Genomic DNA, 26,606 nt, shown 5'->3' with positions numbered 1-26,606 from the left:
GGGGTATCGCCAAGCGGTAAGGCACCAGGTTTTGATCCTGGCATCCCCAGGTTCGAATCCTGGTACCCCAGCCATTCTCTTCTCAATTCCCTATCTAAAACATGACGTAAATACATTTATTACGGTATTTATTTAATGCTTTTAAAAATTACTTTTTGCCTTTAAATTTCCTTTTAACTTTTTCAAAAAACATTTGATACATCCCATTTACCTTTACGCAACTTTTATATCGGAATTGTGATATGAGTCATTTTCACGTAACCAAGTAAAGTGGTAATCTTGCGGCGAATTGCAGTTAGATTAGATTAGTAATACGTAAGCCCCCTTTCGTCTGAAATAATTAGTCCAACTTTCCAATCCATCTCAACTCAGTTGTAAAAAAACCAATAATTATAATTGCTATAACACAATATTTTTACAGAGAAAACTTATGCGAAACATAATAAAACAACCACTATATAAAATTTTATATGTGCAGGTCATTGTCGCCATCACTCTTGGTATTGCCCTTGGGCATTTTTTCCCAGACATCGGAGAGTCGTTAAAACCGTTGGGTGATGCGTTTATCAAAATCGTGAAAATGATCATTGCCCCAGTCATCTTCTTAACCGTTGTGACGGGTATTTCTGGCATGACAAACATGAGAGCGGTCGGAAGCGTGGCAGGTAAAGCTATGCTGTATTTCATCACGTTCTCAACCGTTGCTCTGATCATTGGTTTGATCGTCGCAAATATCATCCAGCCAGGCGCTGGACTGAATATCGACCCAGCAACATTGGATAATGCTAAGGTTGCAGGTTATGTAGAAAAAGCTCACGAATCTTCCATCGTTGGGTTCTTCATGAATATCATCCCTGACACAGTCATCAGCCCCCTCGTTAACGGGAATATTCTGCAAGTTCTATTTATTTCTGTAATTTTTGGTTTAGCGCTGGCAGCAACGGGTAAACACGGTGAGCCAATTGTTAAACTGCTACAGAATTTCTCTGAGCCAGTTTTCAAGATGGTTGCTATGTTGATGAAACTGGCACCTATCGGGGCATTCGGTGCGATGGCATTTACCATTGGTAAATACGGAATTTCGTCTATCGGTAACTTAATGATGCTGATTATGACGTTCTACATCACCTCGCTGCTGTTTGTTCTAGTCGTACTGGGTGCAGTGGCTAAATATAACGGCTTCTCGATTATCGAGCTTATCAAATACATCAAAGATGAATTATGGTTAGTTCTGGGTACCTCTTCCTCTGAAGCGGCATTACCAAGCTTAATGAGAAAAATGGAGCACGCTGGTTGCGAAAAATCCGTCGTTGGATTAGTGATCCCTACCGGTTATTCATTTAACCTCGACGGCACCAACATCTATATGACGATGGCGGCGCTGTTTATTGCTCAAGCAACCAATATTGAACTCACGCTCTGGCAGCAAATTTCCCTGCTGTTAGTTGCAATGATCAGCTCTAAAGGCGCAGCGGGTGTAACGGGGGCTGGTTTCATTACCTTAGCAGCAACGCTGATGGTAGTACCAAGTATTCCAGTTGCGGGTATGGCACTGATTCTAGGTATTGACCGCTTTATGTCTGAATGTCGTGCTCTGACCAACTTAGTGGGCAACGCTTGTGCCTGTATCGTGGTTGCTCGTTGGGAAAAAGAGTTAGACACTGAAAAACTGGCTCATGCATTCGCAACCAAAAACGAATCATTAGATTCAATGATCACTGAAGATGAAGCGGCTCAAGCTACAACTTCTGTTGATATTGCTAATAATAAATAATTTACTTATACCCTACGAAAATAAGCCGCAAATGCGGCTTATTTTTTATGGCGTGAATTAAAGTTCAGTCACAATCTCATCCAATGGAAGCCTAGCCTTAGGTAATGACGAATTAAAATCGTCATCTGTTTTATACCCAAGAGCTACAACCGTCACCGCATTCAGTCCTTTCTCATCTAAACCAAACTCATCATTCAGTATTGAGAAGTCAATGCCTTCCATCGGTAATGCATCAACTCCCAATACCGCGGCACCCAATAATAAAGCCCCCATATTTAAATAGACTTGTTTTTCTATCCAATGAGGTAAATCCTGAAACTCATTCTTATGCAAATTCACGAAAAATGTTCGAGCCATATGGTTCTGCTCTTTAAATTCACTTTTCAGATACCGCCCCTCTTGCTCTTCAATATCTAAAAGATGAAGTAAGTAATCTTCAGGCAGCTCTCTTTTTCCACACATCACAATCACATGAGACGCATTGCGGATTTTTTCTTCATTAAAAGAATATCCCCCAGCCGTAGCATTAATAATTTTTTGTTTCGCTTCGGGGCTACTCGCTAACAAAAAATGCCAAGGTTGTACGTTAACACTAGAAGGGCTTAACTGGAGCAGCTCTTTTATTTGAACCAATATTTCATCGGGGATAATTTTATTAGGATCAAAGCTTTTTGTCGCATAACGAGAGTTCAAAATATTTGTTAAGTTCATGGTGTCCTCTAAGTAAAAACAAACTTTATTGAATTTTGGTCATCCTAATGTTAAAAGTACAAACTAACAAGTACGCACAATAATGGCACATACTATACAAATGGATACTGTCAAAAAAAGACGATATAGCAACTACACCTACGATGGATGCCCTGTTGAAGCCTCATTAGAGCTAATGGGAGGAAAAGGCAAAGGTGTGATTCTGTATCATTTACAGGGAAAAACGCTTCGATTTAATGAGTTAAAAAGAAAATTAATTTCTATCACACCGCGTATGCTGACAAAACAGTTACGGGAACTCGAAAGTGATGGGTTAATTATTCGACATGTCTACCCTGAAGTTCCCCCTAAAGTCGAGTATTCAATGACCCCAGAAGGGGAATCATTGAGTGACGTGCTTCATGCCCTACAAGCGTGGGGGGCAAAATATGGGATCCCGCTATTAGATAAAAGAGAACAAGATCTAAGTACTAGAGAACAATAACGGGAAAGTTACCCAGAACAATAATCTGGGTAACTGATTGCAATAGGCGAGTTCAACACTGTGACTAGCAAGTGAAACTACAATCCCAACGCATATTTTAGCGCTAATTTTTTCGCCTCACCCGCACGTTGTGCAGCCATCAAACCAAAATTTCTCAGCATTTTTAAACCAGGCAAGTTTTCACTAAATGCCATATAGAAAACATCCATTCCCGCTTGCATCATGAGATTATCAGGTAAACGACGACGCTGGTAACGCTTAAGCACATCCAAAGACTCCCATGCTTCGACACACTCACGCGCTTGATAAATTACCTTCAATAACACGTCCACATCACGATAGCCAAGGTTTACCCCTTGTCCCGCTAATGGGTTAATCGTATGAGCTGCATCACCGATCAGAACCAAACCATCCAGAACATAACGGCTAGCATGATGGCGTGTCAGAGGGAATGCGCCTGACGCTATCGCTTTTACTTCGCCAAGTCGCTCAGGGAACGCTTCAGTAATCGCACCGGTGAGTTGCTCCATAGACATACTTTGCAAACGGCGGATTTTCGCAGGGCTGTCATACCAAACAAGTGACGCCCAATTGTCATATAGAGGTAAAAAGGCTCTTGGACCCGAAGGGAAAAACTGCTGCCATGTCCGGTCTTGTTGTGGTTGATTCGTTTGAATCGTGATCAACATACAAGATTGGCGATATTGCCAGCCTCGGCTACCAATACCTGCCATTTTACGCACTTGAGAATTTGCCCCATCAGCGCCTACCACGAGTTTAGTTTCCAGAACGAGACCATCTTCAAGCTCAACCATCCAATGCTTTTGCCCATGCGGTTGGTATAAATTGACCAACGTGGCTGGGCACACCAATTCTAGATTGCTGTACTGTTCACATTCACGCCATAATGCCAGCTGTAACACGCGATTTTCTACCATAAAGCCAAGTTCAGGCAACCCCAAACTTTTAGCATCAAAAATGACATTACTTCCCGGCTCTTCCCATGTTTCTAACTCACGATAAGGCACACTGCGCATTGCTTCCACGTGCTTCCATGTACCTAATTGTTTTAGCAATTCAATGGAAGCGCTGCTAATTGCAGAAATGCGGACATCCGGCCTACTGTTTGCGTCAAACTCCACAGGCTTGGCTTTCTCAAGTAAAGCCACTTTCATCCCTTCTTGGGCAAAGCCGAGCGCTGCCGCTGCGCCAGTCATTCCTGCGCCAACAACGACAACATCATAAAATTCAGTTAGTTTATTCATCATGATAGCTACTATTAACTGTTTGATTTCGTTAGTATACCGAAAAATTCTTACCCCCGCAGGCAATATCTGCGCTTGGGCTCTGGTCACTGATGCCTCAAATGAATACAATACTCGTTAATCTTTAAAACAATAGGCAAATAGCCTGCCCTTAAGCATTTGGTGATGATATTATTTTAGCATGTTATTACTGGGTAATTTTTGCATTTAATCCAATCAAGAACGCTGTTCTTAATCAAAATGCGGTGAATTCCCTCATCATCAAAGGGTAGGACTTTGGATTTACAACGCGTTTCGAAGTCCACATTTTAGGATTCGAAAACACCGGATATACGACATGTCGACAAATAAAAAGTTATATATGAAAACTTGGGGCTGCCAGATGAACGAATACGATTCATCTAAAATGGTCTCTTTATTAGAAAGCACCCACGGCTATCAACTGACTGACATTGCTGAAGAAGCAGATCTGTTGTTATTAAACACTTGTTCTATCCGTGAAAAAGCCCAAGAGAAGGTCTTCCACCAGCTTGGTCGTTGGAAATTCTTCAAAGATAAAAAACCTGACATCATTATTGGTGTGGGTGGCTGTGTAGCCTCTCAAGAAGGTGACTTTATTCGCCAACGTGCACCTTGTGTTGATATTGTTTTCGGACCGCAAACACTGCATCGTTTACCGGAAATGATTAACCAAATTCAGGGTAACCGTAGCCCGATTATTGATATCAGCTTCCCTGAAATTGAGAAATTTGACCGCCTACCAGAGCCACGCGCTGAAGGTCCGACCGCGTTTGTCTCTATTATGGAAGGCTGTAACAAATACTGCACATTCTGTGTAGTTCCATACACTCGTGGGGAAGAAGTTAGCCGTCCATGTGACGATATTCTGTTTGAAATCGCTCAGTTAGCCGCTCAAGGTGTACGTGAAGTTAACTTATTAGGTCAGAACGTTAACGCATATCGCGGCGAAACCTTTGACGGCGAAATCTGTTCATTCGCAGAATTATTACGCTTAGTCGCGTCTATCGATGGTATTGACCGTGTACGCTTCACCACCAGTCATCCAATTGAATTTACCGATGACATTATCGAGGTTTATCGCGATACACCAGAGCTAGTCAGCTTCTTACATTTGCCTGTGCAAAGTGGTTCCGACCGCATACTGACCATGATGAAACGCGCACATACTGCATTAGAATACAAAGCGATTATCCGTAAATTACGTGAAGCACGCCCAGGTATTCTGATCAGTTCCGACTTTATCGTTGGCTTCCCAGGGGAGACTACCGATGATTTCGAAAAAACCATGAAGCTGATCGCGGATGTGAATTTCGATATGAGCTATAGCTTTGTCTATTCAGCTCGCCCGGGTACACCAGCGGCAGATTTACCGGATGATGTCAGCGAAGATGAGAAAAAAGAGCGCCTGTACTTACTGCAACAGCGCATTAATCAGCAAGCAATGAGCTTCAGCCGTGCCATGCTGGGAACAGTGCAACGTATTTTAGTGGAAGGCACTTCACGCAAAAATGTGATGGAGCTTTCAGGTCGTACCGAAAATAACCGCGTAGTGAACTTTGAAGGCACACCGGACATGATCGGTAAATTTGTGGATGTCGAAATCGTCGATGTTTATACCAACTCTTTACGCGGCAAAGTGATTCGTACCGAAGATCAAATGGATCTGCGTGTTCACGAAACACCAGCATCCGTGATTGCACGTACTCGTAAAGAAGATGAACTTGGCGTTGGCAACTTCCAACCCTAAAGATAGGATACTCAGTGACCGATAACAAACCTTTGCAAATCGCAACACAAGAGATTTTTTTAGAGCCCGCAGATAATCAGCGTTTAATGAGCCTTTGCGGGCCATTTGACGACAATATTAAGCAATTAGAGCGTCGTCTTGGCATTGAAATCAATCGCCGAGACAACCGTTTTAAGCTTTCGGGTAAAGCGCTTAATATCCAAGCTGCCAGTAAAATTTTACGCCAGCTATACGTTGATACCGCGCCAATCCGCGGTGTGATCCCCGACATTGATCCTGAAAATATTCACCTTGCGATTGTTGATAGCCGAGTGCTTGAGCAATCCGCAGAAAGCGTACCAGACTACGGCAAAGCGGTGAATATCAAGACCAAGCGCGGAGTGATCAAACCACGTACCCCAAATCAGGCACAGTACATTGCCAATATCTTAGACCATGATATTACGTTTGGGATCGGTCCTGCGGGAACCGGTAAAACTTATCTTGCTGTTGCCGCTGCTGTCGATGCATTAGAGCGCCAAGAAGTGCGCCGCATTTTACTCACCCGCCCTGCGGTTGAAGCGGGAGAAAAATTGGGGTTCTTACCGGGTGATTTAAGCCAAAAAGTTGACCCGTACTTACGCCCACTGTACGACGCACTATTTGAAATGCTAGGTTTTGAAAAGGTTGAAAAACTGATTGAGCGTAACGTCATTGAAGTCGCACCACTGGCTTACATGCGCGGTCGCACACTCAACGATGCGTTTATTATTTTAGATGAAAGCCAAAACACCACCATCGAACAAATGAAAATGTTTTTAACCCGTATTGGCTTTAACTCTAAGGCGGTCGTGACTGGAGATATCACTCAAGTCGACTTGCCAAGAGGGAGTAAATCCGGCTTGAGACATGCCATCGAAGTGTTATCGAATGTGGATGATTTAAGCTTTAACTTCTTCCATAGCGAAGACGTGGTACGTCACCCTGTCGTGGCTAAAGTCGTCATGGCATATGAAGCGTGGGAAGAGCAAGACAGTAAGCGTCGCCAGCAATTGAAAGCAGAAAAAGAGCAGCAACGTGAGCTTGAAAAGCAGGAAAATAACTAAATGAGCGATGTTATTCTCGATTTACAGATAGCAAGCGAAAATACCGCGGGCTTACCCACTGAAGCTATGTTCCAGCGCTGGGTTAATGCGGTATTACCTAAGTTCCAAGCAGAAAGTGAAGTCACTATTCGTGTCGTTGATGAAGCCGAAAGCCATGAATTGAATCTCACTTATCGCGGGAAAGATAAACCAACCAACGTATTGTCATTCCCCTTTGAAGCACCGCCTGAAGTCGAGTTACCGCTGTTAGGTGATTTAATTATTTGCCGCCAAGTTGTGGAACAAGAAGCAGCTGAGCAGCAAAAAAGTGAAGAAGAACATTGGGCACACATGGTGGTTCACGGTTGCCTACATTTACTGGGTTATGATCATATCGAAGATGATGAAGCCGAGGAAATGGAAGGATTAGAAACTGAGATCCTCGCAGAAATGGGTTATGCCGATCCGTATCTTGCGGAAAAAGAGTGAGCTCTCTATAATTTTCATTCGAATGCAATTTTTCGATATTCGACACAAATTTGTACCGCTAACCCATAAATTGTCTAGCCAATAAAAATGTTTTAAGCTAAACAATTCATTACCCAATCATATGGGTTAGCCATTTTTATTAATTAACTGAGGAATAATAAATTTAACGCCATGAGCGACGATAACTCTTCGAGTAGTGATAACCCTGGACCTAAGAAAGGTTTTTTTGCGCTATTAAATCAACTTTTCCATGGTGAACCAAAGAACCGTGATGATTTGGTCGAATTAATTCGTGATTCTGAACAAAACGATTTAATTGACCCAGATACCCGTGAAATGCTGGAAGGCGTGATGGATATCGCCGATCAGCGGGTACGTGACATCATGATCCCTCGCTCTCAAATTGTTACCTTAAAACGTAACCAAAGCCTTGATGAGTGCCTCGATGTCATCATCGATTCTGCCCACTCTCGCTTCCCTGTTATCAGCGAAGATAAAGATCATATTGAAGGGCTGCTAATGGCTAAAGATTTACTGCCATTTATGCGAACTGATGCAGAACCTTTCAGTATCGATAAAGTGTTACGTCAGGCTGTTGTTGTTCCTGAAAGTAAACGAGTAGACCGCTTACTCAAAGAATTCCGTTCTCAGCGCTACCATATGGCCATCGTTATCGATGAATTTGGCGGTGTCTCTGGTCTCGTGACCATCGAAGATATTTTAGAGCTGATTGTCGGTGAAATTGAAGATGAGTATGACGACCAAGATGATGTGGATATCCGTCAACTGAGCCGCCATTCATACTCAGTTCGTGCTTTGACCCAAATTGAAGACTTTAATGATGCCTTTGGCACGCATTTTAGTGATGAAGAGGTAGATACCGTTGGAGGCTTAGTGATGCAAGCCTTTGGTCACTTACCATCCCGTGGTGAAACCATTACCATTGATAACTACCAGTTTAAGGTTTCTATGGCTGATAGCCGTCGAATTTTACTGCTTCAAGTTAAAATTCCTGACGACGCGCCAGTGCCTACTTTGGATGAAGAACAGAGTTAATGAACTTATCCTCTCGTTATCAAAGCCAGTGGCTGCGTCTGCTGCTGGCCTTACTATTCGGAGCCAGTGGTACACTGGCTTTTTCGCCTTTTGACTTCTGGCCAGCCGCACTTCTTTCTGTTTTATTTCTCCAATTATTAACTCTACAAAGAACCGCTAAGCAAGCTTTTGCAATTGCATTCGCTTGGGGATTTGGTTTATTTGGTAGCGGTGTCAATTGGGTATACGTCAGTATCGCGGATTTTGGCGGTATGCCGGAGGCCGTTAACGTCTTTATCGTTATCTTGCTGGCGGCATACTTATCACTCTACCCAGCCCTGTTCGGAGCACTACTCACCAAATTGACCCCTAATGCCAACGTATGGCGTTTGGTCTTTATGGCTCCCGCGTTATGGCAAGTGACCGAGTTCCTTCGAGGCTGGGTACTAACAGGCTTCCCATGGCTACAGTTTGGGTATACCCAAATTGACGGACCAATGAAATCATTAGCACCGATTTTTGGTGTTGAGATGATCACCCTACTGCTATTTAGCATTAGTGGTTTGATTGCCCTTGCAATCATTCGCCGTAACCTGATCCCTCTTGCGTGTGCTGCCGTTTTATTACTGGCACCGTTGCTCGCTAAAAATCTTCAGTGGTTTACGCCATTGAACGATAAAACAATGGAAGTCGCGCTAGTACAAGGAAATATTCCTCAATCCATGAAATGGGAAGCGGGCTTTTTACAGCAAACCAAAGATCGCTATATCAAACTTTCTAGCCCTTATATTGGCAAGGCCGACATGATTATTTGGCCCGAATCCGCCATTCCTGTCGTTGAGCTGGAAAACCAAGCTTGGTTAAAAGCACTAGATACTCTGCTGAATGAAACTAAAACACGGTTAATCACAGGGACCGTGGATGCCAAACCTGTCAATGGTGACTCTGTATTCTATAATTCCATTATTGTATTGGGAGACAGAAAGCCGTATCTCTATCCCACTCAAAACCGGTATAACAAACACCATTTAGTGCCGTTTGGTGAATTTGTGCCTTTAGAAGATTTACTGCGCCCACTGGCTCCATTCTTTAACTTACCAATGTCAGGCTTTAGTCGTGGAGATTATCAACAAGCCCAATTGGCTATTGGTAATATTCATCTGACAGCAACCATCTGCTATGAAATCATTCTAGGTTCCCAAGTCAGAGACAATTTCAAACCAGATAGCGATTATTTGTTAACGATTTCAAATGATGCATGGTTTGGCGAATCTATTGGTCCATGGCAACATTTCCAAATGGCAAGAATGCGCTCACTTGAGCTGGGTCGCCCACTGTTACGTGCAACAAATAACGGTGTGACTGCGGTGATCAACGCGGATGGCTCTATTCAAGATATGCTACCACAATTCCAAGCTGCGGTTCTGGCTACTGAAGTGACACCAACGACAGGATTAACCCCTTATGCTCGCTGGAGTAATTGGCCGATGTGGGGTCTGGTCGCTATATTTGGCATTGTCGGATTTACGCTTAACCGCCGTCAAAAACGTCACTAATTGACGCTTTAAACCAATTAAAAATCCCCGACATCTCGATTGATAATTCGGGGATTTTTTTAACCTAACCAATTAATAACCCCTGAGTTTCTGCTATCCCAATAGATGCAATGCAACCTGCATTAAAATTCAAATAATCCTCCTCGAGACCATCTGAAAAAATCACCCCGTTTTCAGGCATTAAAGATTCTAGCTGTAATGGCGTATTTGGCTCGATAGTGCCAAAAACTAATGTCGTTCCCGTCGTTTTACTACGAAAAGGTTCTCGTACACTAAACTGCAACCGCTTTTCTCCCCAACCAAATCCTTCAGATAAAGGATGTGACTGAGTTCCAGCGATGGCTTGTGCCCCAGCAAGAATAGACTGAAACCATCCAGTAGAGCCCAACCCTGTCGACACAATAATACCTGATGAGGATTGAAACTCTTGCTGTCCTTGCCACGCTAACCGATAGCGGGCAGAAGTATGACTTTTAGGTCCAATGAACAAATCATTGACGGCGAGTAACGTTTGCCCATCATTGGTTGTTGCCTGTGCAAACGTCACGGATTTTTGTTCCACTTTTCCACTGAGTGTACGAGTGACCACATCAGATAGCTGTCCGATTTCAAAGGGAAGTAACTGCCCATCCCAACGTGCTGGTTCAGGATTGATGGCTATCACAGGCTGTCCATTAAGATATTTGAGTGTATTCGCCACTAAGCCATCTTGCCCTATCACCACAACAATATCCCGCGCCGAAAACTGATAGCTAGGCAACAGCTTCCTTTCCAGTAATTGAAAGCGCCCTATCGCTTTTAAAATCGATTCTGCCTGAATCAACTGCCGCTGATAAATATCATGTTCGAGTAAATAATCACTTACTTCAACATCGTTATGCTCTAGATAAAACTTCGCTTGCGACCATGTATTAAAACGTTCAATTAATTCCTGCATACGTGTTTTACGCATCACTAACACGAAGCGAACATCATCAAAATGGCTCATTATTTCGCGCCTTTTTTCATCAATTGACCAAATAAATCAGGCGAGAAATTAATTTCACCAATTTTGCCAGCATTTTGTGCCAATGATTCGAATGCCATCGCCATCAACTGCTCTGGGTTCATTTTTGCTAATGCCATCGCTTTCAAGTTTTCAACTGGCAGCTGGCTATACGCTTTCATTTTCGCTTCAATAGCATAAGCGTCAGCCTCCGATTGAGTGCGCTGATTTTCGACACTTAGTGCCACCAGCTCATTACGCTTAGCTTCTAGATTAACCTGTGCAATTAATTCTTCTTGCTCAATTTCAGCACGGTCTCGCAATAATGTCCGTTCATTTTCGAGTCTCGCTTCTTCAATTTGCTGCTGCTTGGCTTGTACCGATAAATCCGTTTCTAATTCGGCTTCTTTTATCGTTCTTTCCTGTTCAACGGAGAATTTACGTCTCGCGTAAATCGCATCATCCGCTTCTTTTAAAATTGACTCTCTCGCTTGTGCTTCAAGTGCTTTGAGTGTCTCTGGAGAAGGCGTAATGGCTGAAATCGCCACATCCAAAATTTCGATCCCCAAGGATTCAAGAGCAGGATGCTCAGACAGTTGTTGAGAAACCAACATCACCAATGGTTGCCCCATGAGTAATGCATCTCGCAAATTGGTACTTTGCGTTTTTGCTTGGATGACAGTTTGCGCACTACGAACCACCCTATCACTCAGCTTTAAAGGGTCTTCTGACGCATAAGATTTACCATCTTGAGCAAGGTTAAAATTCAAGACATCCGCTGTTTTTTCTGGGTATTTCACCTGAAATGAAATTTGTCCTTGAATACGTAAGCTTTGGAAATCCGCCGTCTGTAAATTAAAAATAAATGGCGCTTCTTGGGCGTTCAAAGGTAATGCCGCAATGGACGTTTTATCTGCGTTATACCAAAAACTTAATCCTTTACCTTGCTTATGTACTGCCCCATTGATGGATTGAATAATGAATGTCGATGAATCTGATTTGAAGTATTTAAAATTTAACATGTCCTACCCCGCTTAGTGTCTTTGTGAAATTAATTAGTGTCTTTATGACCTTAATTAATTATTGTCCTATAGACACAAATAAGTCAACACATAAATGTCTTAATGACACTAAATATGTTTTCACGTATGATTTAACGCAAGACTAAAAACAGGGGAAAGGATCTTAATCACATGACAGAAAAAGAATTTTTATCTAATTATGATCGGCGAGATTATTTAACTCCTTTGCTCACGGTGGATACCGTATTATTCACTTATCATGAAAACACCTTAAAAGTGCTGCTCGTGGAACGCGCTAATTACCCGCAAAAAGGCCAATGGGGGTTACCGGGTGGGTTCGTTGATGAAAATTGTGATACCACGTTAGACGATACGGTATATCGCAAACTAAAAGAGAAAACGGGGGTTGTTCCTCCTTATATCGAGCAGTTATGTACCGTAGGAAATTCAGAGCGAGATCCTCGCGGCTGGTCCGTAACAGTCTGCTATACCGCACTTATTGCTCACCAAGCCTGCGAAGCGCACATTGAAAGCGTTCATTCCGTTAAATGGGTCTCCATCGAAGAAATTGAAGGCATGGCACTGGCTTTCGATCACTACCAGCTTTATTTACAAGCCCGCGAACGTTTACGCCAGAAATCCCTTTATTCCATTGTGCCGGGATTTGCGCTACCAGAAGTATTCACCTTAGCCGAGCTGCAACATGTTCATGAGGTTTTAATCGGCAAAGCCATACAGAATAAATCCTTCCGCCGCCGTTTAGAGCAAGCTGATTTACTGATTGATACAGGAGAAAAACGCCAAGAACGCGGGCGCCCAGCCAATCTTTATCGCTTAAAATCACAATCGGCTGACTATCGGTTTATTCGTAATCTCGAATTTTGATGAGAGAGTTTGAGAAAAGAGTTTAATCAACAAAATGCCCTTGATAATCATACCAAGGGCATTTATTTAGAACGATGCAAGCCATAGGCGGCTTTTTAAGCCTAAGTAGCTCGTCCAACCAGACGTAAAGCTGACCATCTCGCCTTTATCGATAATCATAAAGGTTGGCGTTGCGGTCACACCAACTTGTGCAGCAAGCTGCCCATGGGTGTCATTGACGACAGGAAACGCCAATTCCTTTTTCTGCATCCCCGCTAACAGCCGAGAACTATCCCCAGAGCGGAGTGCCACGGTCACCACAGGAACCCCTGACTTCGCTAAATCCGAAACGATTGGAGATGTGATACTACAAACACCACACCATGTTGCCCAAAAATAGACGAGAACAGGCTGCTTCTGGCTAAGTTCAGCAATAGAAACCTCATCTCCTGTTGCAAGGGTCAGAGGTTCTAATAACATAGGGGCAAGGCTTTGCGGTTTACGCCAAAAATCCATCACCGTAAAAGCAATGACAAGAATAATCGCTAAAACGAGAAGCTCTTTTGACCACTTCTTGAGTCTCCCCATCATGTCATTATTTCGCTTTGCTGAGCTGTTCTTTCACGATGCGTTCAAATTCTTGTGCATCTACAGCGCCTGGGATCATTTCATCACCCACTAACGTTGCCGGTGTGCCGTTCACACCCAGCATATTAGCTAGCTCAAGGTTTTTACGGATTGCCGCACGGCTCTTATCACTCGCTTTTAACTTACCATTACCGGTTGCTTGTAGCGCTTCTTTGATATTCGAATCCGACAGCATGCCCTGTTTCGCCATCAGTTTTTGGTGCAATGCTAAGAACGCTTTTGGATTTTCTTGCCATAACGTCATCGCTAATTGCGAAGATTCCAACGAAGTTTCCCCTTTGAATGGCAGGTACTTGATGACTACTGCAACATCAGGGTTTTTCTTCACCATCTCTTCTAACAGTGGGTCAAAACGTTTGCAGTATGGACAGTTAAAATCCGTAAAGTTAACTAACACTAATTTCGCGTCTTTCGAGCCAATGCGTGGGCTGGTCGGATCATTGAACAGCGCATCATGCTGATCTTTTAATACCTGCTTCATTTGTGCTTGTTGCTTCTCACCTTGTTTGGCTTGTAAAGCGACAATTGCTTCCTCAAGAATTTCAGGGTTTTCAACTAAGGTGTCACGTACCAATTTGCGCACCTGAGCTTCTTGATCCGCAGTCAGTGGTGCCGCATGTGCTGTTGCCCCTAATACTAACGAAGAAAATAAAACCGCTAACATTGTCTTTTTCATTTTTTTGGCTCCTTTGGCCTCAGTCATAATTGATACTACAGATTCACGATCAAGTATTGTTGACAGTATTTTCCCCTCTGTCAGATTAGGGCCATAAATCTGGTTGAATGGTACAGCAACTTGCCCTCGGCGCTGTAAAAATGCCGAAATCTCTGGAGAAGGTTTGGTCCAATCCCCTCGCAATGCCACCACATCCGGTTCACTCAATAAATTCTGAATCTCTTCGTTGAGTAACACATTGTATTTATTTGCTTTGCAGGTCACACACCAATCTGCCGTCACATCAATAAACACGCGCTTATTCTCCGCTAGTGCCCGTGTGATAGCGTCTTCCGATAGTGTTTCCCACTGCACTTTATCCGCAGCTAACGTTTGATGCCCTTGATGTTGATCTAACGCCATCCAAATAAACCCTGCACCGAGTGCCGAGAATAATAGGAAAGGGAAGATAGCCGCGCGTACACCGCGATTTTTCAGAATAAACAACACAAGAATCAGTAAAAACAGTACCGCGATGATGATTGCCGTCATTGCACCAAAATGGGGCATCAGTAAGCTGATTAACCATAAGCAAGAGACCAACATCATTAAGCCTAGTACAGCACGCAATTTCAGCATCCATGTCCCCGGCTTCGGTAGTGCTTTTGCAATCACAGGGAAAGCCGCAATCAGAAGCCAAGGAAGACTCATTCCAACACCAAGTGCGGTAAAAATCAGCCACAGTTGTGACATCGGTGCCGCCAACGCAAATGCCACTGCCGTGCCCAAAAATGGTGCAGAGCATGGTGTTGCAAGTAATGTTGCGAAAACACCTTGCCAGAAATGTCCACTATTGCCCTGCCCACCTGCAGTCGCCAAGCGCGTGTTGGCCTTGCTGCCTAAATGAATCTCAAACAGCCCAAATAAATTCGCTGTAAATAATGCTGTGATAAGGACCATCAAGCCGATAAACCATGGGCTTTGGAACTGAATTCCCCACCCAACAACTTGCTGTCCCCATCGTAAGAGAGTCATTAGCAATGCCAATAACCAAAATGAGACTAAAATCCCTGATGAAGAGAGTAAAAATTGCCGGCGAATGGTATTTTGTTCCCCTTGAGGAACCAATAAGACAGAACCGAGTTTCATTGCCAATACAGGTAATACGCATGGCATTAAGTTAAGGATCAGACCGCCAAGCAGGGCAAATAAAACGACCTGCCATAAGCCAATCGACTGTCCACTATCATCACTCGATATGACACTCACATAGGGTTCAACCGTGCCATGAATTTGCTGGGATAACTCTCCATCAACAACAACAAATGAAACCGTTTTACCGACAAGGTTAGGTGCTTCCCCACCCCAATCATCGCTGACATCAATAGTTGCCGTTAATTTATCACCTGAATATTTTAAGGTAGGAACCCCCAAACTCGCACCATCAACCACATCAGTGTACAGATGTGGATCAATCCACGTATTGTCAGCGGCTTTTTGTAATTCTACCGTCAGCTTATTTCCAGCAAATCCATACTTAGCCTGCTCGACAAGACCACTCACTGCTGGAACATGACCTTTTGCTTGGTTAAATGCCCAACTGAAATCCGCAGGCGCGGGCTCAGTCAGATCTAACTCAAAAGGATAGTCCGTTAAAATACACACATTGCTACAAGTCGATAGCGTCAATGTGCCTGATAACTTATCGAGCTTTTCGCTCGTACTCACCGTGATAGGGAAAATCACATCCCCCATGTAACCTTGAGTGGAAACCCCTGCAACATCAAAACGACCCGGTGTTGGCCACAGCCATTCCACCGTTTTTACCGGTGATGACCACGTTATCTCCGGCGCAACTCCTCCTTCACCTGGTGAGCGCCAATACGTTTTCCAGCCATCATCAAGTTTTACATCCAATAAAATATCGACTTTGCCCTCTTTTTGGGCAGAGCTAAGCAAGCGAACCTGAACATGGCTCGGAGTATTTGCGGTCATGAACCCCGTATTCGCAGGTTGTAACCAGCCTGTATCCGCAGCGTATAAGCTGCTAGAAAATACAGTAAATAACACAATTAACGCATTAATAAAAAAACGCATGATCCCTCCAGAATAAATAACAGCGACGAATGACAACCCGCTGCTTTCTAATCCCGAAGATTACAGAATTGTAGATGACGCCTAACGCTAGGTGGGGAATGGCTCTCTTCACGGTTTGCTCTATATATAATAAATAGCCTAGTGCAAAAGATAGCGAATGACGCTAAAGAAAGAAATACAAAAAAGAGAGGCTCAATCACGACAGGGACAAGAGTGAGGAGTGATTTTGAACTTAATTCGCAGGTTGAAAGCTTTACAGGCTCACTACCTTCTTTATTTGCATCAGAAAAATAAGTATCTGAATGAAGCTGAAGGTGTTCAGCAGAAAGAGGAGAAAACATGGACGTCGAGGTAAACATAGAGGCGAATACGCGCTCTCCGACAGCTCTTTGGTTCATACAAAGCAGCACCATCAGACAGGCAAGCAATACTAATCCTTTACCTAACTTCATCGACCTATTCATGTCTGTCTCAGTTTATCTTCCTGAATTCTCAATAATTAGATAATTAAGTTAATAGAAGGTTACATATTACACAGCCAAATAAGCAACACAAGCAGCATCATTTAACTTTACAAATAACGCCCCTTAAAAAACTCACTATTTTTTTGCATTTTTTCTTAAAAGTGGCACGGAACTTGCAATCTATTTAGTGAATAGAAAAAAGAAATTATTTTGCACACTTTCGGTGCACGATAATCAAGTTTAGGTAGTTTGTCGTTTTATTAGTGCCGCAGCTCACAACTGCCTAAATAATATGCGAGACAGCTCCCGAATTTAAAACAATTCATTTTCAAAACTCATATTTTTTAATTACTTTTTAACAATAATAAAACATACAGCCGATGATCGTGCCATGATTAAAACCTCACGAAACATCTGCAAACACAACACCACAAAACCAAAATAATTCGAGCAATATGTTGTTAGAACACAGAACTCGAAATATGGCGGATTGACACCGATGTTCTAAAGGAGCTGTAATTATGCGTATTAGCAAGCTTGTTTTAACAATGATGCTTTTGGGTGCGACCTGCGCAGTTCAAGCAGAAGAATTAAACGGTACTCTGAAGAAAATCAAAGATAATGGCGTGATTGTGGTGGGTCACCGCGAGTCATCTGTGCCATTCTCTTACTATGATAATAATCAGAAAGTTGTTGGCTACTCACAAGATTATTCCAATCTCATTGTTGATGCAGTGAAAAAGAAACTCAATATGCCTGATTTACAGGTGAAGTTGATTCCTATCACGTCACAAAACCGTATCCCATTACTGCAAAACGGCACATTTGACTTCGAATGTGGCTCGACAACAAATAACCTAGAGAGACAAAAGCAAGCCGCATTCTCCAATACTATTTTCGTTGTTGGTACTCGACTGCTGGCGAAAAAAGACTCTGGCATCAAAGACTTTGCTGATTTAGCTGGCAAAAACGTCGTTGTGACCTCAGGTACAACGTCGGAAGTGATTCTGAATAAGCTAAATGACGAGAAAAATATGAAGATGCGCATTATCAGTGCTAAAGACCACGGTGACTCATTCCGTACTTTAGAATCTGGTCGTGCTGTTGCCTTTATGATGGACGATGCCCTATTAGCCGGTGAACGCGCAAAAGCGAAACAACCGGATATCTGGGAAATTGTAGCAAAACCGCAAACTGAAGAAGCTTACGGCTGTATGCTGCGTAAAGATGATCCACAATTCAAAGCATTAGTCGATGATACTATCTCAACTGCACAAAAATCTGGTGCAGCAGAGAAATCATTCGATCGCTGGTTCAATCAACCAATCCCACCGAAGAACCTGAATCTGAAGTTTACGTTATCTGATGAAATGAAAGCGCTGTTCAAATCACCAAACGATAAAGCATTAAACTAATAAAAAAGACAAACAGGGTGTTACTGAAGTAGGAGTCGCAAGGCGGTCGTTCCCGCCTTGCTTTCTCTTATTGCGGTATTCGGGACAATCAAATTGCCCACAGGAAGTCATATTATGTCAATTAGTTGGAATTGGGGGATATTCCTTGAGAATGCCCCATTTGGGAATACCACCTATTTAGGGTGGCTAATATCTGGCTTAGAAGTCACCGTCACGCTATCCATCTGCGCATGGATCATTGCATTTCTCGTTGGCTCGTTCTTTGGTATTTTACGTACCGTCCCCAACCGGTTCTTAGCTTTCTTAGGAACGGCTTACGTTGAATTATTCCGTAACGTGCCGCTTATCGTTCAGTTCTTCACTTGGTATTTAGTGATCCCTGAACTGCTGCCTCAATCCATCGGCGACTGGTTTAAAATGGAGTTAGATCCTAACTACCAGTTTTTTCCTCTCCTCTATGCTATGCCTTGGTTTATTCACCGCTGCGCGAATGACTGAGCAAGTTCGTGCTGCTATTCAGTCCTTACCTAGAGGACAACGCAATGCAGCACTCGCGATGGGGCTGACACTACCGCAAACATACCGTTATGTACTGTTACCGAATGCTTATCGCGTTATTTTACCGCCGATGACTTCGGAAATGCTGAACTTGGTGAAAAACTCCGCTATCGCATCCACTATCGGGTTAGTGGATATGGCGGCACAAGCAGGAAAATTACTCGATTACTCCGCCCATGCTTGGGAATCTTTCACAGCAATCACGCTCGCATATGTCGGTATCAACTTGATTATTATGCTGCTAATGAGCTTGCTTGAGCGCAAAGTGCGCTTACCCGGCACACTAGGAGGACGCTAAGATGGCTTATCAATTTGATTGGAGTTCCATTGAGCCAAGCATCCCATTCTTAGTGGATGGCTTTATTATCACAGCCAAAATTACGGCAGCTGCCATTGTGGTTGGGATTTTATGGGGAACCGTACTGGCAGTCATGCGATTATCCAGCATTAAACCTCTGCGTTGGCTGGCGGCGTTTTACGTCAACACCTTCCGGTCAGTTCCATTAGTTATGGTACTGTTTTGGTTCTATTTAGTTGTGCCTAACATATTACAAAATGTTCTAGGCTTATCACCAAAAAATGATATTCGTTTAATATCCGCAGTGGTAGCCTTCTGTCTTTTTGAAGCGGCTTACTACTCTGAAATTATCCGTGCAGGTATTCAAAGTATCTCGAAAGGTCAGGCAAGCGCCTCCCTCGCTTTAGGTATGACCCAAATGCAAACCATGCGTTTAGTCGTCTTACCGCAAGCGTTCAGAGCGATGGTGCCATTATTGCTGACCCAAGGTATTGTATTATTCCAAGATACCTCTTTAGTGTATGTTCTTGGGTTGACCGACTTTTTCAGAACCGCGACCAATATTGGTGAGCGTGACGGTACGCAAGTCGAGATGATACTCTTTGCAGGTCTCATCTATTTTATTTTCAGTTTCGGCGCTTCAATGCTGGTGAATTATCTTAAGAAAAGGACTGTTTCATGATTACCCTGAAAAATGTATCTAAATGGTATGGCCAATTTCAGGTGCTCACAGATTGCACAACTGAGGTCAAAAAAGGCGAAGTTGTCGTTGTATGCGGGCCGTCTGGTTCTGGTAAATCCACATTAATAAAAACAGTAAATGGGTTGGAGCCAATTCAACAGGGTGAAATTTTCGTTAACGATATCCAAGTTAATAATAAAAAAACTGACCTTGCGAAGCTGCGCTCAAAAGTGGGGATGGTATTCCAGCACTTTGAGCTATTCCCACACCTTTCCATTATTGAAAACCTAACCTTAGCGCAAGTTAAAGTGCTAAACCGTGACAAAAAAGCGGCAGAAGCTAAAGGATTAAAACTACTGGAGCGTGTTGGTTTAGCAAGCCATGCCAACAAATTTCCAGCGCAATTATCCGGTGGTCAGCAGCAACGTGTCGCCATCGCCCGTGCATTGTGTATGGACCCCATTGCTATGCTGTTTGATGAACCAACCTCCGCCCTTGACCCAGAAATGATTAACGAAGTGCTGGATGTTATGGTTGAGCTGGCTAACGAAGGCATGACCATGATGGTCGTCACCCATGAAATGGGCTTTGCAAAGAAAGTTGCCAATCGCGTTATTTTTATGGATGAAGGGAAAATCATCGAAGACAGTAAAAAAGAAGATTTCTTCGCGAATCCTAAATCTGATCGTGCGAAAGATTTCTTAGCAAAAATCTTACATTAATCGCCCTTTGAGTTGCAGAAAGTCCGACAGGGCTTTTTGCAACTTTTCTCTCAGCTTTTCTTACCGACACAAAATTCACCTCGTTTTCTTAATTGGCACTTTTCCGCGCTTGAAATCTCTTAAAAAAATTCTCTAACGTGTTCTAAGTTCAAATAAAATTGCGAACAAAGCAAATTCACCCTGAAATAGTTCAAGTTTTAGGTAGAAAATTGAATTATGATAGGCGATACGCTTATTATTTTGTGCGCGATCTTAGTTTCATCAACGTATGGCAATATCAACGTATCGCCAACCACTATGTAGCACAAAATATAACAAACAGCTGAAACAGCAAGACCAAGTCCCTGTAAATTCATCTAATCGACGATTCATCGTTTTTTACAGACACAATGGCTTTCGGCATTGTTGTTTTCATGTGTGATCCGCTATGCTATGCGGATCCATTTTATAGACAAGACATTCACCTGCTACAGACTAAACTGTAGCGATTATTCACCATAGGATTATCGGTGCCATGCAAGAACAATATCGTCCAGAAGATATAGAGCCTAAAGTACAGCGTCACTGGGATGAACACCAAACGTTCAAAGTGACAGAAGACAACAGCAAAGAGAAATACTACTGCCTGTCCATGCTACCTTACCCTTCTGGTCGACTACACATGGGCCACGTTCGTAACTACACCATTGGTGACGTGATCTCCCGCTACCAGCGTATGCTGGGTAAAAACGTTCTGCAACCAATTGGTTGGGATGCGTTTGGTCTGCCAGCTGAAGGTGCTGCTGTTAAAAATAACACCGCGCCTGCACCATGGACTTATGCCAATATCGATTACATGAAAGGTCAGCTGAAAATGCTGGGCTTCGGTTACGATTGGAACCGCGAAGTGACCACCTGTACGCCAGAATACTACCGTTGGGAACAGTGGTTCTTCACTAAGCTGTATGAAAAAGGCTTAGTGTATAAGAAAACCTCTGCAGTGAACTGGTGTCCACACGACTTAACCGTTCTCGCAAACGAACAAGTTATCGACGGCTGCTGCTGGCGCTGCGATAGCCAAGTTGAGCGTAAAGAGATCCCTCAGTGGTTTATCAAAATCACCGACTACGCTGAAGAGCTGCTCAATGACTTGGACAAACTGGAAGATTGGCCAGAACAAGTTAAAACCATGCAGCGCAACTGGATTGGTCGCTCAGAAGGTGTGGAAATCACTTTTGATGTTGCCGACCGTGCAGAGAAATTAACTGTCTACACCACCCGCCCAGATACCTTTATGGGAGCGACCTATGTAGCGGTTGCAGCAGGTCACCCATTAGCGCAAGAAGCTGCCAAAGCGAATAGCGAATTAGCCGACTTTATCGATGAGTGCCGTAATACCAAAACTGCGGAAGCGGATATGGCAACCATGGAGAAAAAAGGTCTGGCAACAGGTCTGTATGTCGTTCATCCATTAACCCAAGAAAAATTACCAATTTGGGTCGCGAACTTTGTTCTGATGGAATACGGTACAGGCGCAGTGATGGCGGTTCCAGCTCACGACCAACGAGACTGGGAATTTGCTCATAAATACAATCTGCCAATAAAAGCAGTGATTGCAGATGCTGAAGGCAACACGCCTGACTTATCTCAAGAAGCGATGACTGAGAAAAATGCCCTGATCAACTCAGGTGAGTTTACTGGTTTAAGCAACGAAGCTGGCTTCAATGCTATCGCAGATAAACTAGTTTCGCTTGGTGCGGGTCAACGCAAAGTCAATTATCGTTTACGTGACTGGGGTGTTTCCCGTCAACGTTATTGGGGGGCGCCAATTCCAATGGCGACCTTAGAAGACGGTACCGTTGTTCCAGTTCCTGAAGACCAATTACCGGTTATTTTACCGGAAGATGTCACCATGAACGGCATCACTAGCCCAATTAAAGCGGATCCTGAGTGGGCAAAAACGACGATTAATGGTCAACCAGCGCTGCGTGAAACCGATACGTTCGATACCTTTATGGAATCATCTTGGTACTACGCTCGTTATACTTGCCCACAATACGATGATGGCATGTTGAACCCAGAAGCAGCAAACTACTGGCTGCCAGTGGATCAATACATCGGCGGTATTGAACACGCCATCATGCACTTAATGTATTTCCGCTTCTTCCACAAATTAATGCGTGATGCAGGTCTGGTGAACTCTGATGAGCCAGCAAAACGTTTACTGTGCCAAGGTATGGTGCTGGCAGATGCCTTCTACTACACCGGTAGCGATGGTCAGCGCGTGTGGGTTTCTCCTGCGGATGCAATTGTTGAACGTGATGACAAAAACCGTATTACTAAAGCGGTAGACAGCGAAGGCCATGAACTGGTTTATACTGGTATGAGCAAGATGTCTAAATCTAAGAACAACGGTATCGACCCGCAATTAATGGTCGAAAAATACGGTGCTGATACCGTCCGTCTGTTCATGATGTTTGCAGCGCCACCAGAATTAACCCTTGAATGGCAAGAATCTAGCGTTGAAGGAGCTAACCGTTTCGTTCGTCGTGTATGGCGTTTAGTTCATGAACACGCACAAAAAGGTGCAACTCAGCCATTAGACATCAGTGCATTAACGGCAGAACAAAAAGATTTACGTCGTGATCTCCACAAGACTATCGCGAAAGTGACTGACGATGTGGGTCGCCGTTATGCTTTCAACACGGCTATCGCGGCTATTATGGAGTTTATGAACAAATTAGTTCGTGCTCCACAAGATACAGAGCAAGATCGCGCTTTAGTTCAAGAGTCTTTAGATGCGATTACCCTGATGTTATCACCAATCATTCCACACGCTTGTTTCGAAATGTGGAAAGCATTAGGTCACAACGAAGATATCGACTTTGCAAACTGGCCTGTAGCAGATGAAAAAGCCATGATTGACGATACAAAACTGGTCGTTGTTCAAGTTAACGGTAAAGTGCGTGGTCGTATTACGGTTCCTGCGGATGCTAACCAAGAATTCGTTCAGGAAATGGCATCACAAGAAGCAAGCGTCACTAAATACCTTGAAGGCGTGAGCATCCGTAAAGTCATTTATGTACCAGGTAAATTACTGAACTTAGTTGTTGGCTGATAAGGAGCCCAAGTGCGCTATCTGATAACTCTATTTCTCAGCCTGTCGGTGCTTGTCACCGCAGGTTGCGGTTTTCGTCTTCAAGGGACAACTCAACTTCCTGAAGAATTGAAAACGTTACAATTAAGTTCTGGCGACCCATACAGTTACCAAACGCGTGTGGTCAGAGAACAGCTTCGACTCAATAACGTAACCTTGTTAGATTCCGGTCGTGCTGATGTGCCTATTTTAAAACTGGTAGGCTCAACAGAAAGCACGGATACCGTTTCGATTTACCAAGATGGTAAAGCGGCGGAAAAACAACTGACATTGGTCATGAAGGCACAAGTATTAATGCCTGATGGCGCTATTTATCCGCTGGAAACTAAAGTTGTGCGGACTTTCTTTGATAACCCGTTAGAAGCGCTCGCTAAAGATGCTGAGAACGAGATTGTAAAGCAAGAGATGCAACAACAAGCAGCACGTAACATTGTGCGCAAATTGCTTCTGGTTCACAGCGCTGAGTTAGAAAAAGCGAAAGCAAAAGCGGCTGAGAAACCTGTTGCCGAATAATGATACGCATTTATCCTGAACAGCTGGCCTCTTCGTTACAAGAGTCTCTAAGAGGCCGCTATCTCATTTGGGGCTCCGAGCCCCTCCTTATTCAAGAAAGCCAAGATGCTATTCGCCTAGCTGCTCGCCAGCAAGGATTTGAAGAGCATTTTACTTTCGCGTTAGAGCAAAATACCGATTGGGACGAGATTTTTAGTCTCTGTCAGGCGCTAAGCCTTTTCGCTAGCCGGCAAATGCTCACCTTATTTTTACCTGAAAATGGTCCCAATGCCGCAATGGCGGATAAACTCGCTCAGCTGGCAAGTTTGCTTCACCCAGATCTACTGTTAGTCCTGCGAGGACATAAACTGACTAAAGCACAAGAAAACAGTGCTTGGTTCAAAGCGATTAGCCAAGATAGTGTCTATGTCAGTTGCTTAACACCTGAGTACCAACGCTTACCTCAGTGGGTATCTAAGCGTGCTAGTCAGATGAGACTCGCATTAGAAACAGAGGCAAATCAGCTACTGTGTTACTGTTATGAAGGGAACTTACTGGGGCTTGCTCAAGCGTTAGAACGCTTATCACTGCTCTACCCTGACGGTAAACTGACCTACCCTCGCGTCGAAAGCGCAGTTAATGATTCTGCGCATTTTACGCCCTATCATTGGGTTGATGCGATTTTAGCGGGAAAACCTCGCCGTTCATGGCATATCCTTGAGCAGCTCAAGCAAGAAGATGTTGAACCCGTGATTTTGCTGCGCGCTATTCAACGCGAACTCATGTTATTGATTACGTTAAAACGTCAGTCTACGAGCACGCCATTGAAAACCTTATTCGACCAGCATAAAGTCTGGCAAAACCGCCGAGGTTTGTTAGGTGAAGCACTCCAACGTTTGAGCCTACATCAATTACAATCTGCCTTGATGTTACTCACTCAAGCGGAAATTCATACTAAACAAGATTTCTCTCACTCTTCATGGCCAGACTTACAGTCTCTCTCCATGGTGTTGTGTGGTAAAACGGATGCGGAACATTTTATTCAGCATCCATAATGCACGATGTATAGATAAGTCACCTGATATCAATAGGTAACGAACAATGAACGCGAAACCACAAGGTCTACAAGCACTCTTTGGCGGAACATTTGACCCCATTCATTATGGACACCTGCGCCCTGTTGAAGCACTCGCAAAACAAGTCGGATTGCAAAAAGTAATTTTGCTTCCCAATCACGTTCCTCCGCATCGACCTCAACCTGAAGCAAGCCCTGCCCAGCGTTTAGAAATGGTAAAACTCGCAATTCAAGATAACCCATTGTTCTCTGTTGATACCCGTGAACTACGACGTGATACGCCTTCTTTTACGCTTGAAACACTGAGTGAATTACGCCAAGAGTTAGGAGAGCAGCAACCTCTTGCGTTCATTATTGGGCAAGATTCTCTTCTATCCATCAACACGTGGCATGGTTGGACTCAGCTATTAGATAAATGCCATTTACTCGTTTGTGCAAGACCCGGTTATGCAACGCATTTCGATGCCCCCGATATGCAGCAATGGCTGCAACAGCATCAAGTCACAGAACCGCAAATATTGAGCGAGACACCGAGTGGTTCAATTTTCATTGGTGACACTCCACTGGTGAATATTTCTGCCACTGAAATCCGGGAACAACTGGGTTTAGGACAGGCTTGTGATGATTTATTGCCGCGCGCTGTTTACCACTATATTCAGCAGCAGAATTTGTATCAAAAATAAGCAGTTTTATTTCGACTATTCGAATGGAAATATCAATAAATAATTGATTCTCTTTTATTCGCTTATTTTCAATTTAATTAATTGCACAACCCCATGCATATTCTAGAATATGGGTACGCGAGAGGTAGCGATATTTTGTTTGTAAAGTTACGATAATTATCTTGCCGAATGGATAAGATATCCCTATAAATTGCCCTCTTACATCAATAAAAAATAATTTAGCCGATTTTTCCGAAAATCTGGGGTAAAATAGCGGCGCTTTATTGGGGGATATCTCCCCTGAAAGTACAGCGATAAATCGTGTTTAACAAGAGATTCTCTCAATTTGAATAAAGGTGAACCTTTTGCAAGGAACTGAACTCCAAAAATTTATTATCGATCAACTTGAAGATGCGAAAGCAGAAGATATTACATCGATCGATGTCCATGGGAAATCAAGTGTTACCGACCAAATGATTATCTGCACAGGGACTTCAAGCCGTCATCTCATGTCCGTTGCTGATCGTTTAATCGATGCATGCCGTAAACAGGGTTTGATGCCTTTAGGTGTAGAAGGCCAAGGTATTTCAGACTGGATTGTTGTCGACCTTGGTGATGCCATTGTGCATATCATGCAAGATGAAAGTCGCCGCATGTACGAACTAGAAAAACTCTGGAGCTGAGT

At 43.5% G+C, this 26,606-nt stretch carries 22 protein-coding genes and 3 pseudogenes; 17 read left to right on the top strand and 8 right to left on the bottom strand.

The window, feature by feature from the left end; all coding sequences use genetic code 11:
• The first annotated feature begins 430 nt into the window (after positions 1 to 430).
• Entirely contained in the window at positions 431 to 1,774 is a 1,344-nt protein-coding gene (locus PROVALCAL_RS18915; RefSeq protein WP_006660967.1) for a dicarboxylate/amino acid:cation symporter, read from the top strand.
• Positions 1,775 to 1,831: 57 nt separating this feature from the next.
• Here PROVALCAL_RS18915 and nfsB read toward each other — a convergent pair whose 3' ends face one another.
• Positions 1,832 to 2,485, bottom strand: coding sequence for an oxygen-insensitive NAD(P)H nitroreductase (gene nfsB, locus PROVALCAL_RS18910; RefSeq protein WP_006660966.1), 654 nt, complete (start codon positions 2,483 to 2,485; stop codon positions 1,832 to 1,834).
• Positions 2,486 to 2,585: 100 nt separating this feature from the next.
• On the opposite strand from nfsB, the gene PROVALCAL_RS18905 reads away from it, so the two are divergent.
• Entirely contained in the window at positions 2,586 to 2,969 is a 384-nt protein-coding gene (locus tag PROVALCAL_RS18905) for a winged helix-turn-helix transcriptional regulator (RefSeq protein ID WP_039862496.1), read from the top strand.
• A gap of 77 nt (positions 2,970 to 3,046) precedes the next feature.
• Here PROVALCAL_RS18905 and ubiF read toward each other — a convergent pair whose 3' ends face one another.
• A complete protein-coding gene (gene ubiF / locus PROVALCAL_RS18900) occupies positions 3,047 to 4,234 on the bottom strand; it encodes a 3-demethoxyubiquinol 3-hydroxylase (RefSeq protein ID WP_039862494.1) in 1,188 nt (395 codons plus the stop codon).
• Positions 4,235 to 4,571: 337 nt separating this feature from the next.
• Between ubiF and miaB the strand changes: the two genes are divergently transcribed.
• The 5 genes from miaB to lnt all read left to right on the top strand — a co-directional run bounded on the left by miaB (position 4,572) and on the right by lnt (position 10,146).
• The gene (gene miaB / locus PROVALCAL_RS18895) at positions 4,572 to 6,002 is read left to right on the top strand and encodes a tRNA (N6-isopentenyl adenosine(37)-C2)-methylthiotransferase MiaB (protein WP_006660963.1); all 1,431 of its coding nucleotides are present in this window, start codon (positions 4,572 to 4,574) and stop codon (positions 6,000 to 6,002) included.
• A 32-nt stretch (positions 6,003 to 6,034) separates the two neighbouring features.
• Positions 6,035 to 7,087: a PhoH family protein gene (locus PROVALCAL_RS18890; RefSeq protein WP_036974545.1), complete on the top strand. Its 1,053-nt coding sequence runs from the start codon at positions 6,035 to 6,037 to the stop codon at positions 7,085 to 7,087.
• Positions 7,088 to 7,555: an rRNA maturation RNase YbeY gene (gene ybeY / locus PROVALCAL_RS18885; RefSeq protein WP_006660961.1), complete on the top strand. Its 468-nt coding sequence runs from the start codon at positions 7,088 to 7,090 to the stop codon at positions 7,553 to 7,555.
• 171 nt (positions 7,556 to 7,726) lie between these two features.
• Positions 7,727 to 8,611, top strand: a complete 885-nt coding sequence (corC, locus tag PROVALCAL_RS18880; RefSeq protein WP_006660960.1) for a CNNM family magnesium/cobalt transport protein CorC — start codon at positions 7,727 to 7,729, stop codon at positions 8,609 to 8,611.
• Positions 8,611 to 10,146 carry an apolipoprotein N-acyltransferase gene (gene lnt / locus PROVALCAL_RS18875; RefSeq protein ID WP_006660959.1) on the top strand — a complete coding sequence of 512 codons (1,536 nt, stop codon included), beginning with the start codon at positions 8,611 to 8,613 and terminating at the stop codon, positions 10,144 to 10,146. The genes corC and lnt overlap by 1 nt, the downstream gene beginning before the upstream one ends.
• 64 nt (positions 10,147 to 10,210) lie before the next feature.
• Here lnt and PROVALCAL_RS18870 read toward each other — a convergent pair whose 3' ends face one another.
• Positions 10,211 to 11,134: a diacylglycerol kinase catalytic domain-containing protein gene (locus PROVALCAL_RS18870; RefSeq protein ID WP_006660958.1), complete on the bottom strand. Its 924-nt coding sequence runs from the start codon at positions 11,132 to 11,134 to the stop codon at positions 10,211 to 10,213.
• A complete protein-coding gene (locus PROVALCAL_RS18865) occupies positions 11,134 to 12,153 on the bottom strand; it encodes an SPFH domain-containing protein (protein ID WP_006660957.1) in 1,020 nt (339 codons plus the stop codon). The genes PROVALCAL_RS18870 and PROVALCAL_RS18865 overlap by 1 nt, the downstream gene beginning before the upstream one ends.
• Positions 12,154 to 12,324: 171 nt before the next feature.
• Here PROVALCAL_RS18865 and PROVALCAL_RS18860 point away from each other — a divergent pair, with 171 nt between their 5' ends.
• On the top strand, positions 12,325 to 13,038 hold the full coding sequence (locus PROVALCAL_RS18860; protein ID WP_006660956.1) for an NUDIX hydrolase: 714 nt from the start codon (positions 12,325 to 12,327) through the stop codon (positions 13,036 to 13,038).
• A gap of 66 nt (positions 13,039 to 13,104) precedes the next feature.
• Here PROVALCAL_RS18860 and PROVALCAL_RS18855 read toward each other — a convergent pair whose 3' ends face one another.
• The 4 genes and pseudogenes from PROVALCAL_RS18855 to PROVALCAL_RS19425 form a co-directional block, all read right to left on the bottom strand.
• Complete coding sequence (locus PROVALCAL_RS18855; protein ID WP_006660955.1) at positions 13,105 to 13,608, bottom strand: protein disulfide oxidoreductase; 504 nt, start codon at positions 13,606 to 13,608, stop codon at positions 13,105 to 13,107.
• Positions 13,609 to 13,612: 4 nt separating this feature from the next.
• Positions 13,613 to 14,248: pseudogene (locus tag PROVALCAL_RS20140) on the bottom strand (DsbA family protein); the annotation flags it as partial.
• Between the two features lie 93 nt (positions 14,249 to 14,341).
• Positions 14,342 to 16,417, bottom strand: a pseudogene (locus PROVALCAL_RS18850) (protein-disulfide reductase DsbD family protein); the annotation flags it as partial.
• 47 nt (positions 16,418 to 16,464) lie between these two features.
• The gene (locus tag PROVALCAL_RS19425) at positions 16,465 to 16,815 is read right to left on the bottom strand and encodes a hypothetical protein (protein WP_006660953.1); all 351 of its coding nucleotides are present in this window, start codon (positions 16,813 to 16,815) and stop codon (positions 16,465 to 16,467) included.
• 587 nt (positions 16,816 to 17,402) lie between these two features.
• Here PROVALCAL_RS19425 and PROVALCAL_RS18845 point away from each other — a divergent pair.
• From PROVALCAL_RS18845 to rsfS, 9 genes and pseudogenes are all read left to right on the top strand, one after another.
• The gene (locus tag PROVALCAL_RS18845; RefSeq protein WP_006660952.1) at positions 17,403 to 18,296 is read left to right on the top strand and encodes an amino acid ABC transporter substrate-binding protein; all 894 of its coding nucleotides are present in this window, start codon (positions 17,403 to 17,405) and stop codon (positions 18,294 to 18,296) included.
• 114 nt (positions 18,297 to 18,410) lie between these two features.
• Positions 18,411 to 19,152 (top strand): annotated as a pseudogene (locus tag PROVALCAL_RS19420) (amino acid ABC transporter permease).
• A gap of 1 nt (position 19,153) precedes the next feature.
• The gene (gltK, locus tag PROVALCAL_RS18830; protein ID WP_006660949.1) at positions 19,154 to 19,834 is read left to right on the top strand and encodes a glutamate/aspartate ABC transporter permease GltK; all 681 of its coding nucleotides are present in this window, start codon (positions 19,154 to 19,156) and stop codon (positions 19,832 to 19,834) included.
• On the top strand, positions 19,831 to 20,556 hold the full coding sequence (locus PROVALCAL_RS18825; RefSeq protein WP_006660948.1) for an amino acid ABC transporter ATP-binding protein: 726 nt from the start codon (positions 19,831 to 19,833) through the stop codon (positions 20,554 to 20,556). Before gltK ends, PROVALCAL_RS18825 begins: the two co-directional genes overlap by 4 nt.
• Positions 20,557 to 21,070: 514 nt before the next feature.
• Complete coding sequence (gene leuS / locus PROVALCAL_RS18820; RefSeq protein ID WP_006660947.1) at positions 21,071 to 23,653, top strand: leucine--tRNA ligase; 2,583 nt, start codon at positions 21,071 to 21,073, stop codon at positions 23,651 to 23,653.
• Between the two features lie 12 nt (positions 23,654 to 23,665).
• Positions 23,666 to 24,205, top strand: a complete 540-nt coding sequence (gene lptE, locus PROVALCAL_RS18815) for an LPS assembly lipoprotein LptE (protein ID WP_036960188.1) — start codon at positions 23,666 to 23,668, stop codon at positions 24,203 to 24,205.
• Positions 24,205 to 25,239, top strand: a complete 1,035-nt coding sequence (gene holA, locus PROVALCAL_RS18810) for a DNA polymerase III subunit delta (protein ID WP_006660945.1) — start codon at positions 24,205 to 24,207, stop codon at positions 25,237 to 25,239. Before lptE ends, holA begins: the two co-directional genes overlap by 1 nt.
• Positions 25,240 to 25,285: 46 nt before the next feature.
• Complete coding sequence (nadD, locus tag PROVALCAL_RS18805; RefSeq protein ID WP_006660944.1) at positions 25,286 to 25,942, top strand: nicotinate-nucleotide adenylyltransferase; 657 nt, start codon at positions 25,286 to 25,288, stop codon at positions 25,940 to 25,942.
• Positions 25,943 to 26,277: 335 nt separating this feature from the next.
• Positions 26,278 to 26,604, top strand: coding sequence for a ribosome silencing factor (gene rsfS, locus PROVALCAL_RS18800; protein WP_006660943.1), 327 nt, complete (start codon positions 26,278 to 26,280; stop codon positions 26,602 to 26,604).
• Positions 26,605 to 26,606 lie beyond the last annotated feature (2 nt).

It is taken from the genome of Providencia alcalifaciens DSM 30120 (assembly GCF_000173415.1).
Classification (GTDB): domain Bacteria; phylum Pseudomonadota; class Gammaproteobacteria; order Enterobacterales; family Enterobacteriaceae; genus Providencia; species Providencia alcalifaciens.
The sequence above is the reverse complement of the archived record's forward strand: the minus strand, read 5'-3'. Positions and strand labels throughout refer to the sequence as shown.